This is a genomic window from Taishania pollutisoli, assembly GCF_014518315.1.
In the GTDB taxonomy this organism is placed as follows: domain Bacteria; phylum Bacteroidota; class Bacteroidia; order Flavobacteriales_D; family Crocinitomicaceae; genus Taishania; species Taishania pollutisoli.
The window spans coordinates 193714-208679 of record NZ_JACVEL010000002.1; the positions used below are offsets into that span (position 1 = coordinate 193714).

Annotated in this window: 17 protein-coding genes; 6 read left to right on the forward strand and 11 right to left on the reverse strand. The window is 41.5% G+C overall.

Going from position 1 to position 14966, the window contains the following annotated elements; all coding sequences use genetic code 11:
* The first annotated feature begins 74 nt into the window (after positions 1–74).
* Positions 75–1067, forward strand: a complete 993-nt coding sequence (locus H9Y05_RS04005; protein WP_163490925.1) for a DNA-directed RNA polymerase subunit alpha — start codon at positions 75–77, stop codon at positions 1065–1067.
* Positions 1068–1162: 95 nt separating this feature from the next.
* A complete protein-coding gene (gene rplQ, locus H9Y05_RS04010; RefSeq protein ID WP_163490924.1) occupies positions 1163–1723 on the forward strand; it encodes a 50S ribosomal protein L17 in 561 nt (186 codons plus the stop codon).
* A 351-nt stretch (positions 1724–2074) separates the two neighbouring features.
* Here the strand turns inward: rplQ and H9Y05_RS04015 are convergent, their stop codons facing one another.
* The 4 genes from H9Y05_RS04015 to H9Y05_RS04030 form a co-directional block, all read right to left on the reverse strand.
* Complete coding sequence (locus H9Y05_RS04015; RefSeq protein WP_216713563.1) at positions 2075–2824, reverse strand: TIGR02757 family protein; 750 nt, start codon at positions 2822–2824, stop codon at positions 2075–2077.
* Between the two features lie 235 nt (positions 2825–3059).
* Entirely contained in the window at positions 3060–3713 is a 654-nt protein-coding gene (locus H9Y05_RS04020; RefSeq protein WP_163490922.1) for an ABC transporter ATP-binding protein, read from the reverse strand.
* Positions 3714–3779: 66 nt separating this feature from the next.
* Entirely contained in the window at positions 3780–4997 is a 1218-nt protein-coding gene (locus H9Y05_RS04025) for a bifunctional 3,4-dihydroxy-2-butanone-4-phosphate synthase/GTP cyclohydrolase II (protein ID WP_216713564.1), read from the reverse strand.
* 206 nt (positions 4998–5203) lie between these two features.
* Complete coding sequence (locus H9Y05_RS04030; protein ID WP_163490920.1) at positions 5204–6712, reverse strand: DEAD/DEAH box helicase; 1509 nt, start codon at positions 6710–6712, stop codon at positions 5204–5206.
* Positions 6713–6889: 177 nt separating this feature from the next.
* On the opposite strand from H9Y05_RS04030, the gene H9Y05_RS04035 reads away from it, so the two are divergent.
* Entirely contained in the window at positions 6890–7648 is a 759-nt protein-coding gene (locus H9Y05_RS04035; protein WP_216713565.1) for a hypothetical protein, read from the forward strand.
* The gene (locus H9Y05_RS04040; protein ID WP_163490918.1) at positions 7649–8122 is read left to right on the forward strand and encodes a cupin domain-containing protein; all 474 of its coding nucleotides are present in this window, start codon (positions 7649–7651) and stop codon (positions 8120–8122) included.
* Positions 8123–8136: 14 nt separating this feature from the next.
* Here H9Y05_RS04040 and H9Y05_RS04045 read toward each other — a convergent pair whose 3' ends face one another.
* The 7 genes from H9Y05_RS04045 to H9Y05_RS04075 form a co-directional block, all read right to left on the reverse strand.
* Positions 8137–9282, reverse strand: coding sequence for an extracellular catalytic domain type 1 short-chain-length polyhydroxyalkanoate depolymerase (locus H9Y05_RS04045; protein WP_216713566.1), 1146 nt, complete (start codon positions 9280–9282; stop codon positions 8137–8139).
* 104 nt (positions 9283–9386) lie between these two features.
* Positions 9387–10571, reverse strand: coding sequence for a M28 family peptidase (locus H9Y05_RS04050; protein ID WP_216713567.1), 1185 nt, complete (start codon positions 10569–10571; stop codon positions 9387–9389).
* 114 nt (positions 10572–10685) lie between these two features.
* Positions 10686–11219, reverse strand: a complete 534-nt coding sequence (locus tag H9Y05_RS04055) for a GNAT family N-acetyltransferase (RefSeq protein ID WP_216713568.1) — start codon at positions 11217–11219, stop codon at positions 10686–10688.
* A gap of 16 nt (positions 11220–11235) precedes the next feature.
* Entirely contained in the window at positions 11236–11640 is a 405-nt protein-coding gene (locus H9Y05_RS04060; protein ID WP_216713569.1) for an OmpA family protein, read from the reverse strand.
* Between the two features lie 76 nt (positions 11641–11716).
* Complete coding sequence (locus tag H9Y05_RS04065; protein ID WP_163490913.1) at positions 11717–11977, reverse strand: DUF6952 family protein; 261 nt, start codon at positions 11975–11977, stop codon at positions 11717–11719.
* A complete protein-coding gene (locus tag H9Y05_RS04070) occupies positions 11958–12272 on the reverse strand; it encodes a thioredoxin family protein (RefSeq protein ID WP_163490912.1) in 315 nt (104 codons plus the stop codon). The genes H9Y05_RS04065 and H9Y05_RS04070 overlap by 20 nt, the downstream gene beginning before the upstream one ends.
* A gap of 12 nt (positions 12273–12284) precedes the next feature.
* Positions 12285–12902: a peroxiredoxin gene (locus H9Y05_RS04075; protein ID WP_163490911.1), complete on the reverse strand. Its 618-nt coding sequence runs from the start codon at positions 12900–12902 to the stop codon at positions 12285–12287.
* 292 nt (positions 12903–13194) lie between these two features.
* On the opposite strand from H9Y05_RS04075, the gene H9Y05_RS04080 reads away from it, so the two are divergent.
* Together H9Y05_RS04080 and H9Y05_RS04085 are read left to right on the forward strand one after the other, a co-directional pair.
* On the forward strand, positions 13195–14427 hold the full coding sequence (locus H9Y05_RS04080) for an alanine dehydrogenase (RefSeq protein WP_163490910.1): 1233 nt from the start codon (positions 13195–13197) through the stop codon (positions 14425–14427).
* On the forward strand, positions 14427–14888 hold the full coding sequence (locus H9Y05_RS04085) for a type I restriction enzyme HsdR N-terminal domain-containing protein (protein ID WP_163490909.1): 462 nt from the start codon (positions 14427–14429) through the stop codon (positions 14886–14888). The genes H9Y05_RS04080 and H9Y05_RS04085 overlap by 1 nt, the downstream gene beginning before the upstream one ends.
* Positions 14889–14966: the final 78 nt, after the last annotated feature.

Genomic DNA, 14966 nt, shown 5'->3' on the forward strand with positions numbered 1-14966 from the left:
AAAGGGTCTGATTGATTTTCTTCACTCTTTCATACCGCGCAACTGCGAGACAATTAAAAAGAAGAACAAACAAAATGGCAATTTTAGATTTTCAAAAACCGGATAAGGTTATTATGATCCAATCCGATGAGCACCACGGACAATTTGAATTCCGTCCGTTGGAGCCAGGATATGGTATTACAGTTGGTAACGCGTTGCGTCGCATCTTGCTTTCTTCATTGGAAGGGTTTGCAATCGCTTCTGTAAAGATTAAAGGAGCAGACCACGAGTTTACTACAATCAAAGGAGTGGTAGAAGATGTTACTGAAATCATCCTGAACTTGAAACAAGTACGTTTCAAGCAGCAAATTGAAGGAACGGATAATGAAGCTGTAGCAGTGACAATTTCCGGACAAGAGCAATTGACTGCAGGAGATTTGGGTAAATTTACATCCGCATTCCAGGTATTGAACCCTGATCTGGTAATCTGTAACCTGAATGCTTCCGTTAAATTGGAATTGGAATTGACGATCAACAAAGGACGTGGTTATGTTCCCGCTGAAGAGAACAAAACCGGGAACGCTCCGTTTGGAACGATCTTCGTTGACTCCATTTACACACCGATTAAAAACGTGAAGTATTCAATCGAAAATTACCGTGTGGAGCAAAAAACGGATTATGAGAAATTAGTATTGGATATCACTACTGATGGATCGATTCATCCGAAAGATGCTTTGAAAGAAGCAGCGAAAATTTTGATCCACCACTTCATGTTGTTCTCTGACGAACGCATCACACTTGACAGCGAAGTGAAAGCAGAAACGGAAGAGTTTGATGAGACTTCATTGCACATGAGACAATTGTTGAAATCTAAATTGGTAGATATGGACTTGTCTGTACGTGCATTGAACTGTTTGAAAGCAGCAGACGTTGAAACATTGGGTGATTTGGTTTCTTACAACAAGAACGATTTATTGAAGTTCCGTAACTTCGGTAAAAAATCACTGACAGAGTTGGAAGACCTTGTTGAAAACAAAGGATTGAACTTCGGAATGAATGTTTCTAAATACAAATTAGACAAAGATTAGTATCGCAATTAATAATGTAAAATGGCGTAATAGGTGGTAAAATCCATGCGATACAAAAAGGATTTTACTAACCGTTACTTACGAAATTAAATAAAATGAGACACGGAAAAAAAGTAAACCATTTGGGTAGAACAGCTTCTCACAGAAAAGCGATGCTGTCTAACATGGCTTCTTCGTTGATCCTGCACAAGCGTATCACTACGACTGTTGCAAAAGCGAAAGCCCTGAGAACGTTTGTTGAACCATTGTTGACAAAGTCAAAAGAAGACTCTACTCACAATAGAAGAACAGTTTTCAGTTATTTGCAAAACAAAGACGTTGTTTCTGAGTTATTCAGAACAGTTGCTCCTAAAATTGCTGATCGTCCGGGAGGATACACACGTATCATCCGTACAGGGTACCGTTTGGGGGATAACGCTGAAATGTGTATGATCGAGTTGGTTGATTTCAACGAAATCTATACAAACGAAAAAGCGAAGAAAACAACACGTCGTTCAAGAAGAGGAGCGGGTGCTGCTAAAACAGAAGCAACAGCAACGGAAGAAGTTGTTGAAGCGGTAGAAGTAGAAACAGTTGAAACAGCTCCTGAAGCTGCAACTGAAGAAACTCCTGAAGCATCAGAAGAATCTTCTGAAGAAAAAGAAGATAAAGAATAATTAAATTCTTTACAGGAATAGAAAAGGATTGTCAAATTTGGCAATCCTTTTTTGTTTTAAAATAAACTGGGCTTTTTTTTAAGCGCAGCCCACTAATTAAGTTTTTGTTTGTTTTCTTAATTAGTTGAAAATCTTGAAAAACGAAATATCTATATGAAATAACAGATGCAAAAAGAGGCCGATTATATATGTTTAAAGGTTATGTAGCCCTTTTTAAATAAAAAAAAAACAGTACATCAAAACTTCTCCGACACCCTCAGCCCATCTTCATTCTTTAGGTAATACCCTTTGCGTCTTCGCGCCTTTGCGAGAAAAATAGACCCATTTCTCATCTCCGGAAAAGCTCGTTCATTAAAACTTCTCAAACGCCCCCAGCCCAAACAGTGCAAAATCGTACTTAACAGGATCTTTTTCATCAAACGAGCGTAAATGCCCCATCAGTTCCTCCAAGGCCTTCCAATCGTCTTGTTTGCGGCTTAAAATACCAATTTTACGCGCATTCTTACTCGTATGAACATCCAATGGAAGATATAACTCAGATGCATCCATGGATTTCCAAATCCCGAAATCAACCCCTTTTTGTGCATCGCGAACCATCCAGCGGAGAAACATGTTCAATCGTTTGCAGGCAGAATTCTTCAGCGGACTGGAAATGTGCTTTTCAGCACGTGATTCATGCTCAACAGATAAAAAATAATCCCGAAACCGGACAATACGCCCTTTCATCCCTTCGATTTCAGGATGTGCGGAAAATGCCTGCTCCAATCCTCCGGTATGATACATGTTTTTCAGTGAACGCAGGTAAAATTCCAGATCCTGGGAATTGAATGTCCGGTGAACAAATTCCAAATCCCGGGATGTAAAATCCAAAATATACCGATGCGGATCTTCTTCCATTAATTCCATCAACTTATTTCCGTTCCGGATAATCATCGTACGGTTTCCCCAGGCAATCGTCGAAAGTAAGAAACCACTGATTTCAATGTCTTCTTTCTTGGAAAAACGATGCGGGATCTGAATCGGATCTGTTTCAATGAAATCCGTATTTTCGTATTGTTCAGCTTTGAAATCGAGAAAGGATTTTAATTCGTCGGGAGTCATTGATTATTTTTTGATGCCGTAAAAATACACACTATTCTACATTCAATCGCGTCTTTGTGCCTTAGTGAGTAATAATCAAATTAAAAATTTCAAACAGCTACTTTCCTTTCGTAAAATACAGACCATTCTTCACACAATTGCGTCTTTGCGAGAAACAAAAGACATCTTCGGATGAATTATTCGTGTGCTTCTTAACAAGAAAATCAGCACAAAAGTAAAAGAAGCATTGATAATGCTAACCAATCACCAGCCCATCTTTCATGGTGATCATCCGGTCGGCCATTTTTGCCAGGTCTTCATTGTGCGTGACAATGACAAACGTTTGTTTAAATTCTTCGCGCAATTCGAAGAACAAGTTGTGCAGCATTGTTGAATTTTCCGTATCCAGGTTTCCGGAAGGTTCATCTGCAAAGATGATACTTGGTTTGTTTACCAATGCTCTGGCTACGGCAACACGTTGTTGTTCTCCACCCGATAATTCATTGGGTTTGTGTTCACCTCTGTGACTCAATCCCAGCCGGTCGAGTAGGGGAGTTGCCAGTTTTTTTGCATCAACCATCGATTTTCCGTTCATCATGGCTGGAATGCATACATTTTCCAAAGCCGTAAATTCAGGCAACAATTGATGAAACTGGAAAATAAAACCGATGTGTTGATTGCGGAACGCGGCAATTTTTTTGGAAGACAATTGAAACGGGTTGATTCCGTTGATTTCAAGGATGCCCTGATCGGGTTTATCCAATGTACCTAAAATCTGCAGCAAAGTCGTCTTACCTGCTCCGGAAGACCCGACAATCGAAACAATTTCACTGTCCGTTACCTCCAGACTAATTCCTTTCAGAATTTCCAGGTGATCATATTTTTTATGAATGTTCTTTGCCGCAAGCATAAAGAGTTGTTTTTAAGCATTCATTCTTCCCGATACCAGTAACTACCGGGAAGAATCAAGCACCAATTATTTTTTTATCATTTTAAGCGAATGTCCCATTTTATCGCGTTTTGTCTGCAAATAAAATTCGTTGTGGCTGTTGCTCTCAATTTCGATTGGTACATTGTCTACAATTTCCAACCCATAGCCGACCAATCCGGTGCGTTTGGTTGGATTATTAGACATCAGTTTCATTTTGGTTACTCCCAGGTCACGCAAAATTTGCGCACCTACACCGTAATCGCGTTGATCGCTTTTAAAACCAAGTTGCAGGTTGGCTTCTACAGTATCTAATCCTTCTTCCTGCAATTTGTAGGCCTTCAATTTATTCAGTAAACCGATTCCGCGTCCTTCCTGGTTCATGTATACAATGACGCCTTTTCCTGCTTCTTCGATCATCTGCATGGCTTTTTCCAGTTGAGGGCCGCAATCACAGCGACAAGACCCGAAAATATCTCCGGTCATACAAGAAGAGTGTACACGTACCAATACCGGTTCGTCTTCTTTCCATTCTCCTTTGATCAGTGCCAGATGATCCTGATCGGTTAGTTTTTCCTTGTAGGCAACCATTTTGAAGTCACCGGCTTTTGTCGGCATTTCAACTTCTACTTCCCGTTCGATCAGAGATTCATTGTGCATACGGTATTCAATCAATTGCTCGATGGAGATCAGTTTCAGATCAAACTTCTTCGCCACTTCTACCAATTGAGATAAACGGGCCATGGTTCCGTCTTCATTGAGAATTTCGACAAGAATTCCCGCGGGAGCATATCCTGCTAAACGTGCCAGGTCAACAGCTGCTTCCGTATGTCCGGTTCTTCTGAGAACACCACCTTCTTTTGCCCGCAGGGGGAAAATATGCCCCGGACGCCCCAGATCAGCGGGTTTGGTTGCCGGGTCTACCAATGCCTTGATGGTCTTTGCCCGGTCATGAACAGAGATTCCGGTTGTACATCCGTGACCAATCAGGTCGACAGATACCGTAAACTGTGTTTCGTGCAAAACGGTATTGTTGGTGACCATTTGATTCAATGCCAATTCATCACATCGTTCAGCGGTAAGTGGCGTACAGATCAATCCGCGTCCGTGCGTAGCCATAAAATTGATCATTTCCGGTGTGGCGCATTCTGCTGCTGCAATAAAGTCACCTTCGTTTTCACGGTCCTCGTCATCCACTACGATCACGACTTTCCCGTTTTTGATGTCTTCGATTGCTTCTTCTATCGTATTTAGTACTGATGACATAATTGTTGTTCTAATGAGAACTACAAAATTACTTTAAATTCACCACAGCACTACTAACACAAGAGAAGTTTTTTATGCCTTTAACAATCTGTTAGGATTTGCGAAGAAAAGTGCTACAGGAAGCCACATCAATTTCCTCCTTCAAAATGGAAGATTAACGAGAGAAGATCGGTTGATCACTTCCCGCTTGATTTCCGGTCAGCGAATCAATCATCCAGTGCCTCGCGCAATTTTTGTCGCAGCTGACGGTTGTATGTTTCCTGTAAATATTTGAAATAGTTATTGGTACTCTTGGAAATACACTTGGTGTATTGTTTCAGACGGTGTTCAATATGGTCCTGCAATGCTTCCTGGATATCCAGTGCATCGTAAAAATCACCTGAAGCACTGCGGATGACTTCAAAGTGATTGTCCAGTGATTGATCAACGGCAGCTTTCCCTTTGTCTCCGGCATCCAGACACTCATAATAAATGTCCTTCATATTGAATTCTTCCAGCTTCACCGTATCAATCAGTTCCGTTAATTTTTTAGGGAATTCAAACTCCACTTCAAATTCCACGTCATCCGATTCTGATAAACGTGATTCCAGGAAACGGTCCGGAAAGCGGAATGCATCCTGCCAGTTGATATAATCCTGCCACAATCCGAAACGGCGTACATTATTTCCCAGGTCGATGACCTTAAAATTGTCTTTGTTCGGCAGTTTCCGTGATCCCCGTCCGATCATTTGATGATACAACGTCAGGGAGCGTGTAGCACGGTTCAGTATAATCGTTTCTACAGTCGGTTCGTCAAATCCTGTGGTGAGAATTCCGACAGAAGAAAGAATGGCGTCTTTGGTTTCTTTGAACCATTGAAGTACTTCTTTGCGGTCTTTGTCTGAAAATGTCGAGTCCAGGTGACGAATCTTAAATCCTCGTTTTTTAAAGGTTTCCTCTACCCGGATAGATGTCTCGATTCCCGGGTTAAAAATGAGTGTTTTTGTTCCGACAGCGATTTCCTCATAAGCGAACAGCAGTTTTTCCTGCATGAAGTAATTTCCGTAAACAACATCGGAGCTGCTAACGGTAAAATCCCCGTTTGTCCCGATTTTCAACCCGTGAAGATTCACATCGTAAGTATAGGTTTCAGCATTAGCCAGGTATTGCCCTTCGATCAGTGAAGCAATGCTTTCTCCAACCAGGAGTTTGTTGTAATTGTCATTTAGCGGAAGCACACGATTGCTGCTCAGCGGCGTCGCCGTTACCCCTAAAATATTTCCTCCCTTATAGAATTGGAAGATTTTACGGAAACTGTTGTAATGCGCTTCATCCACGATGACCAGTCCAACGTTTTCAATGAAGTTTTCATCTTCCTGCAGCCGGTTATTCAACGTTTCCACCATTGCAATGAAGCAGGAATATTCATGCTGATCAGGAATTGTCTTTACTTCCGAATTGATGATTTTATTGTTGACATTAATGGCATGCAATTGCTTCGACGTTTGAACCGATAATTCAATTCTGTGTGTGAGGATCAGTACCTTTTTACCCCACAACTCAATGTAACGCCTTGCTATTTCTGAGAAAATAACGGTTTTACCTCCTCCTGTCGGCAACTGGTAGAGTAAATTAAAATTATCTCCATTGGATTTCAGCTCTTCGATAATGGTGTTTACTGTGTCTTCCTGGAAAGGGTATAATCTTTTTGCTGTTTCTAAATCCGTATCGATCATTTGTTCTTAAAAATGGGGTACAAAATTACCGCCTTTATTCTGATTTAGCAAATTATTAACGATAGATTACCATTTATTTTTTGTTCTGTAGTGATAATTGACTGCTTGGATACAACAAAAGGACGAAAAATACCGTTATTTGTGAAAATTAATGGCATCTTTGCAGCAAATAATACGATGAAATTCAGATTAGCAGTTTTATTTTTACTTTTTATCCAGGTCTCATTTTCTCAAACTGTTAAAGAGAAAATCCCTACTTATTTCGGGTTTCAGATCAAGCCGATCTTTCCGGGAGTTTTTATCGGGACAACTACATTTGACAGTAATGTGGACGGATTTAATACAACATTAAGACAAGCTACCGGCTATTCGTTTGGTGGAGTTGTGCGTGTCGGATTAACAAAATTAATTGCTCTTGAAACGGGAATTAACATGACACAGCGCAATTATTTTCTTGATTATTCAATTCCTGATTCCAATTTATATATGAATTCCCGGCTCCGTTACCTCACATATGATGTTCCGGTAAGTGCATTGTTTTACATTCGACTGGCAGAAAGAGCTTATATGAATGTTTCCGTTGGAGCTGCTATTTCGTACAATCCAACTGTAGTGGGGGTGAAGAACACAGAGGGAAAATATCATGAGTTTAATCAGTGGGCGATTGGGAAAAAAGTTTTGGGTGAAGCCATTGGGAATATCGGATTTGAATACAGAACGCAAAAGGCAGGTACATTTTATTTAGGAGCAGCGGCAAGAATCCCGTTTGAGCCATTATTTTATTTAAAGTCCAGCTATAAAAACCAAGGGTTTCAAATTGAAACAGATGCGGAAAATCAAGGAAGAGTGGATGGATCCTACATCGCATTGGAAATAAAATACTTTTTCCCGTTAATCAAAATCAAGGGAAGCCCGATCAAAACACCGATTGAATAAATGACTACTGCGATTCAGAAAATTGTAGAACAATTGAACATGCGACCGCATCCGGAAGGAGGCTATTTTGTTGAAACCTATCGTTCTCCCGTTGTGTTGGAAAAGACACAGAAATCACTTGCAACCGTCATTTACTTTTTATTGCCTTCTTCGGAAACGTCAAGTTGGCATCGCATCAAAAGTGATGAATTTTGGTTTTACCATGCCGGAAGTCCGATCGTTGTACATGCTATTGAAAATGGTGTATACAGCGCAACAATCGTTGGGAAAGAACTTGAACATGGTCAGGTCCCGCAACATTTAGTGCCCGCAGGTGCTGTTTTCGGAGCTTCTGTTTCGGAAGAAAACACCTATTCGTTGGTGTCGTGTGTCGTCGCTCCCGGTTTCGACTTTTCGGATTTTGAATTGTTTACACAAGAACAAATGCTGGAACTGTTTCCGCATCTGAAGAAAGAAATCAGCCTGTTATTTTAATTCGTATTTCTGATTCAGAATGAAGCAAGCGTAATCTTCCTCATTGCCCGGAAGTTCTCACCACTGATTTCAAGTAAGTAATTTCCGTTGTTTAACGGGCTCAGATCAACCGATTGGATGTTTTCTGCTTCCATTATTTGGATGATACGTCCTTGCAGGTCAAAGATGCGGACACGTTCGATATGTACTTTTGAATCAAAATTGATGATGCCCTGTGAAGGATTGGGATAGATAGCGAAATCCTGTGCTGTCGGTGTTGTGATTCCCACTTGTCCGGATGATTGGTATTGACTGAAAAAACGCCATATTTCTTTACTGGCACTAAAATCCATACATGTATTTCCGGCACCCGGTAACGGAACCGGTGCTCCCGGCCACGTATGACCTCCGCCTGTTACTTTGAAAAACTCGACCGTATGTCCGTTTGTTCCTCCTGCATAGAGGTAACGCTCAGCAGTAGCCCCGTCTGTCGTATTTGTATTGGGTACAGGAGTAATCGCAGGAGTTAAATTACATGCATTTTTGTCTGCCCAGAACAACACAACATCTTCCACTGCTTTTGACGTCGAATTACCGGAATACGGAACTGTCGGATCATTTGTTCCATGAATCTGAATTATTGGAATCGGATTGGAAGGAGTGCACAAATTGTACATCGGTACAGACATCGACCCCGTTACCGACCCTACGGCAGCAAATTTATTGCTCTGACAGGCCAAATAATAACTCATGTAACCGCCATTTGACATTCCGGTGCTGTATACCCGATTCGGATTGATGGTATAATGAGCGGAAATCGTATCGATCAGTGCTTCCAGAAAACCAAGGTCATCGACAGTAGAACCGAAAATACCGAAATTCCAGTACCGTTGACTTGTCGTTTGATCAATTGTTCCGTCCGGATGTACAACAATGAAATTGGCAGTGTCTGCAATGGGTTTAAAATTTCCGTAAATGGATTGCTCTGATCCGTTAGATGTATATCCATGTAAATTTAAAACCAGTGGAACAGCCTGTCCCGGAACGTATGAAGCAGGAACGTAAAATGAATAAGTACGCGTGATGCCTCCATGCACGAATGAACCGTTTATATTCTGGGCATTCCCGTAAAATGTGAAGAAAATAAAACTGATAAATAGATATGTAATACGCTGTTTCATAGAGTCAGTAATTTGCGCTAAAGGTAGAACAAATTTGTTGTGTAAGATACTGCCGGATGTAAAAAAAACAGACAGGTATCCTTATGTTTAACAGTCAGGTATTTTCAGAATTTGATAATTTTCCGCACATAGGTGCCATTGGAGGTAGAAATCGTCACCAGGTAAACACCGTTTTTCAGGTAGTTCTGATCCGTTAAAACAACCGATTTATTGTTGTATGTACCTTCGAATAGTTGCTGTCCGGTATAATCAACAATGACAATTTGTTGGATTCGTTCGTTTTTGGTGATGGCACGAAAGGTAATTTGTCCATTGAACGGATTCGGGTAAATTTTTACAAGGTCATACGCCTCTTCCGTAATTCCGTAATCAGCTTCCATATCCACCGCCAGTTCTGCAAGTGTGGCTATTCCGAGTTTAGTGTTGCGCAGAAAATAGGGCATGTTGAAATGACTCATCACGTCGCTTGCTGAGTGATAATGCGGGTTCAGGTCCTGCAGGTAATGTTCATTAATGGCAATGGCTGAATAACCGTTTTCCCAGAATGGAAACTGATCGGAGTAGTAAAATCCCGGGTCCACTATATTCAGTGTAACCTGTAAGTTGTAGACCGAATTGCAGTAAACGACTTTGTTTTTTAATGCATCCGAATGATGAATTTGTTTGACGTGCAGGTCTGCGACTGAATCGTTGTTTCCATCCCAGGCAATCATATCCAGGTTGATGTATCCCGCTAATTTTTCTCCTTTCATTCCGACCCGGTGCATGTGTGCGGTACTTCCCAACAGTCCCGGTTCTTCTTCATCCCATAAGGCGAGGACAATGGTGTAGGGAAATTCATAACCGGAAAGTACTCTTCCTGCCTCTAACACTGCGGCACAGCCACTTGCGTTGTCATCGGCGCCCGGAGCAACTGTTGTGAGCGGGAGGTTGTCATAGTGTGCGCCAAGCATCAGCCATCTGTCCGGGTATTCGTACCCTGTTTTGATGGCGAACAGGTTTTTACCTCCGGCACTGAATTTAAAAGAATCAATTGCATAACCATACCGGTGCAATTCCTGTTTCATGAACTGAAAAGCAATTTCATTGCCCGGTTTCTGGTACTGACGTGAATGAATGGTGTGTGATTGCCCGTTGATGACAACCGGTTTTCCTCCTGTTAATTGTTCCACAAAATTGACGAGTGAATCCAGTTGTATTTCTTCGAGAATCGTTTGTACGACCGGGTGCTGTGCATGCAGCGACTGATTGCACAACAGAACAAGCAACATTGATCGTATTATTTTCATGGATACGTAATCGTATGAACCGTTCAAAGGTAGCGTTTTTCGAAATGACAACAGGCACTTTTAACCGGATGTGTTGTGATTATTTAGTGTGCGGATTTTTGGTTGTTGTATGATTTACGGTTTTTTGTTGATCAACGCATAACAATCGGAGTCTTCAAATACTCCGTCAACCAGGTAGTGTTCTCTCAATGTGCCTTCTTTGATAAAGTGATTTTTTAGCAGGAGTTTTACCGAGGGGATATTCCAGTCCGCGACCAATGCTTCGATCCGGTGTAATTCCATTTGTGTAAAACCAAAATCGAGCACAGCAGGCAGTACTTCACTCAGGTAGCCTTTTCGCTTATCGGATTCATACTTCAGAGAGTAAAACACTTCCGCCCGTTTGTGTGCTTTGTTCCAGGTATGAAAGCCGCATTCTCCGATGACCTCGCCGGTTTCTTTTTTTTCCAGCAAAAAATAGAGCAGTGAAATACGGTGTGTCTCCATGCCTTGCCGGTACATGTTCAGGTATTTTTCATACCCGGATTCATCCAGTGCCAAGGCTTCTTTTACAGACATTTCAGTATGTGTTTCAAAGAGATTGCGAATGATTTCAGGAGTAATGATTTTCAGACGGATTCGCTCGGTTTCAAGTGTGATTGCATGCATTTCTCAGAATGTTTGGTCAAGGACGTGTTAATACAAAGTCGACACGCATATTGGCGAGTTCATCAGCTTTTGTTTTTTCAGGAAATACGACCGGCATGGAGTTTTTCATTCCCACGGTTGTGATTTGCTCCTTGTGCGTTCCAAACAACAGCAGGTAGTCCCGTACTACTTTTGCCCGGCGTTTGGCTAACCCATTTCGCTTGACACAACATACATGCCCTCTGATTGTAACGTGCAGATCGGGTGTTTTCCGCAAACTGTCTGCCAGGCGATAAATCAGCGGAAGGTACTCGGGTTTTAATTCTGCTGAAGCATCTTCAAACTGGATGTTGAGTTTGCTGAAATCAATGTTCTTGGAATAGTTTTGAGCAGTTCCCCAATGAATAACCAACGACAATATGACCAGACAGATGTACTTCATTCGTTCGCAAAATAGCAAAAAATAAAAAAGGCTTGCAATAATTTACAAGCCTTTTTCTATAGCAACCTCCATCCGGTTAATTGTCGATTGACCCGGTAACGCGTTTCATGAAGTCATTTAAGGCATCCCGTTGTGATTTACCATTCTTTTTCATGTCTTCATGTACTTCAATGGCACCCGAAAAGTTGGAGAGCAATTCCCCGATCACGTCCAATTCTTCATCTTTCAATCCCGGGGCATCAATTAAATGCTCCAGTGTTTCCAATGTTTCATGGATATAGTCTTCATCGTTTTGCTCGATGAAGCCGATCATGTGTTTAATTACCGGCAACCGCATCTCTGACCTCCTGAATGATTTCCACTTTGTTTCCCTGAGCCTGTTTTACCAATTTTCCGTCTACAAAGCCTGCGAAAGTAGGCAGGTTGGAGACATCTGCAAATTGACGTGAATTCGGCAATTTCTCCGCATCTACGTAGTAAAACTCAATGTCCGGGTTTTCTTCCGCCATGCGTTTGAATTTCGGCTTGGTGATTTTACAGTTACCGCACCAGGATGCTCCGTATTGAACCATCACTTTGGTGTTGCTGTTCAATAACTGCTCTAGTTTATCTTCCGTTAACTCTGTAAACATGTTGTTTGTTGTTTAGTTTTTGCTCAAATATTCAGCAGTGCTGATTCTGTTTGCTTTCATCGCTTCTTTTCCTTCTTCCCAGTTTGCCGGACATACTTCACCATGCGTCTGAACGTGTGCATATGCGTCTACCAAACGGATGAATTCAGCTACGTTACGTCCCAACGGCATGTGGTTGATTGATTCGTGGAATACTGTTCCGTCTTCATCAATCAGGTAAGTTGCGCGGTAAGGAACATTGTCACCTTCTGATTCTTCATCAAATTGGTCATAATCCAGAATTCCCAGTTCTTCCGCTAATACACGTGTTGAATCTGCGATCAATGGAAAGCGAACACCTTCGATTCCTCCGTTGTCTTTTGCTGTGTTTAACCATGCAAAGTGAACTTCAGCAGTATCACAAGAAGCACCGATAACGATTGTATTTCTTTTTGCAAATTCAGCAGCAGCTTCCTGGAATGCATGAATTTCTGTCGGACAAACAAATGTGAAATCTTTCGGATACCAGAATAATACTACTTTTTTCTTCTCATTAACAGCTTTTTCAAATACATTGATTTTGAATGTATCCCCCAATTCATCGATTGCATTTACTGAAAGAGACGGGAATTTTTGTCCTACAATACTCATAACGTTTTGTTTTTTTATTGTGATTATTAATTTATTTCCGGAACAAAGATACATACCTTTTTCACGTGACTTCAATTATAAAAAGCAATAAGTATATAGATAAAATTTATATCTGATGATGAAGCTATTTTTTTCTTCTATAAAAGGGTGGGTTTTCTGGAAAAAGTGTGTTCCAAACACGTGATTAACTTCGGTTTGTTTGCATAATTTTACTTTTAAAGCATCCTCTTTGGCGAACGAACGCTTTTTGGTCGTATCTTCGTGTAACCGAAATATCACAAACAGTTGGAATATGAAAACCGATCCGGAATTACTCAAACATCTGATGCAGCAGGGAAGTTTACTTCCTCAGGAAGAAATGCTTGAAATCGCGAGAAAGAAAGGGAGTTTAAACATAGGTATTCCAAAGGAGACCTCTTTCCAGGAGAATCGTGTTGCATTGGTGCCGGAGGCCGTTTCGTTACTGGTTTCCAACGGACACCGGGTTAAAATTGAGACAAAAAGCGGGGAGGGGGCCAACTTTTCGGACCGGGAATACAGTGAAGCAGGAGCTGAAGTATGTTATAGCAGGGAAGAAGTCTTTAAATGTGATATTATTTTCAAAGTAGCTCCTCCGTCAGAAGATGAAATCGATATGATGCCGGGACATCAAACGATGATTTCCGCGTTGCAGATTTCGATTCAACCCAAGGAAATTCTTCAGAAGTTAATCAACAAAAAAATTACGGCAATTGCCTGGGATTACATCCGTGATGAAGAAGGGGTGTTTCCGGTTGTACGTACCATGGGAGAAATGGCCGGAACAACTTCCGTATTGGTTGCAGGAGAGTTGCTTTCCAAATACAGTAACGGAAAAGGAATGATGTTGGGAGGTGTTTCCGGTGTGCAACCAGCAGAAGTGGTTGTTATCGGAGCCGGATCCGTTGGAGAATATGCTACCCGTGCCGCATTGGGGTTGGGAGCGAATGTAAAAGTATTTGATAACTCATTGTCGCGTTTGAGACGTTTACAAAACGATATCGGAACCCGGATTTACACATCTGTCATTCAGCCGAAAGTGTTGGCAAAAGCATTGATGCGTGCAGATGTTGCCATTGGTGCGTTGCGCGCTCCGTTGGGACGTACACCGTGTATTGTTACGGAAGAAATGGTGCGTGAGATGAAGCAGGGATCAGTCATTGTGGATGTCAGCATTGATCAGGGGGGGTGTTTCGAAACCTCCCGGGTGACCAATCACAAAAAACCGACGTTTGTGGAACATGGAATTATTCATTACTGCGTTCCGAACATTGCTTCCCGGATATCCCGGACAGCTTCGTTTGCATTATCCAACATTTTTTCACCGATTTTATTGGAAATGGGAAATGCAGGAGGTTGTGAAAACCTGATTTCGAATGACCTTGGTTTCAGAAGTGGGGTGTATATCTACAAAGGAAACCTGACGAGTGAAGTACTCGGAAAAGTCTTCGATCTAAAATACAAAAGCATCGAGTTATTACTGATGGGACTGAAAAGAGGACAGTAATGAACGTCATTCAACCATTAAATTTACCGAAAGCACCGTTGAAACTTGAAAAAAAGCAAGGTGAATTGTATGTTTGGTGTGTTGTCCGTAAGAAATCACTGCTCTTAACACCCGAAGAGTGGGTGCGGCAGCACTTCATCCATTATTTGATTACAAGTATTCAAATTCCTGTTGAACGCATCGCCTCGGAATTCAGTATCCGGGTAAACGGTTTGGCGCGGCGTTGCGATCTTGTTGTGGTGGATAGAAACGGGAATCCGAAATTGATTGTAGAATGCAAAGCCGTATCTGTTCCTGTTGATGAGCACGTCTTGTTTCAGATTGCCCAATACAACAGGGTATTGCAGGTGGATTATTTATTACTCACCAACGGAGTCGATCATTTTCTTTCGAAAATTAACGCGGAAACAGGTGAATTGGAACTACAGGAAGCGCTCAAAAAAGAATGGTTTGATGAATGATCAGTTATGAATGGTGAATTATAGATGATGAATTATCAATTATCAAGACGTTGGGACAAAAAATCTTTTTACCGACAT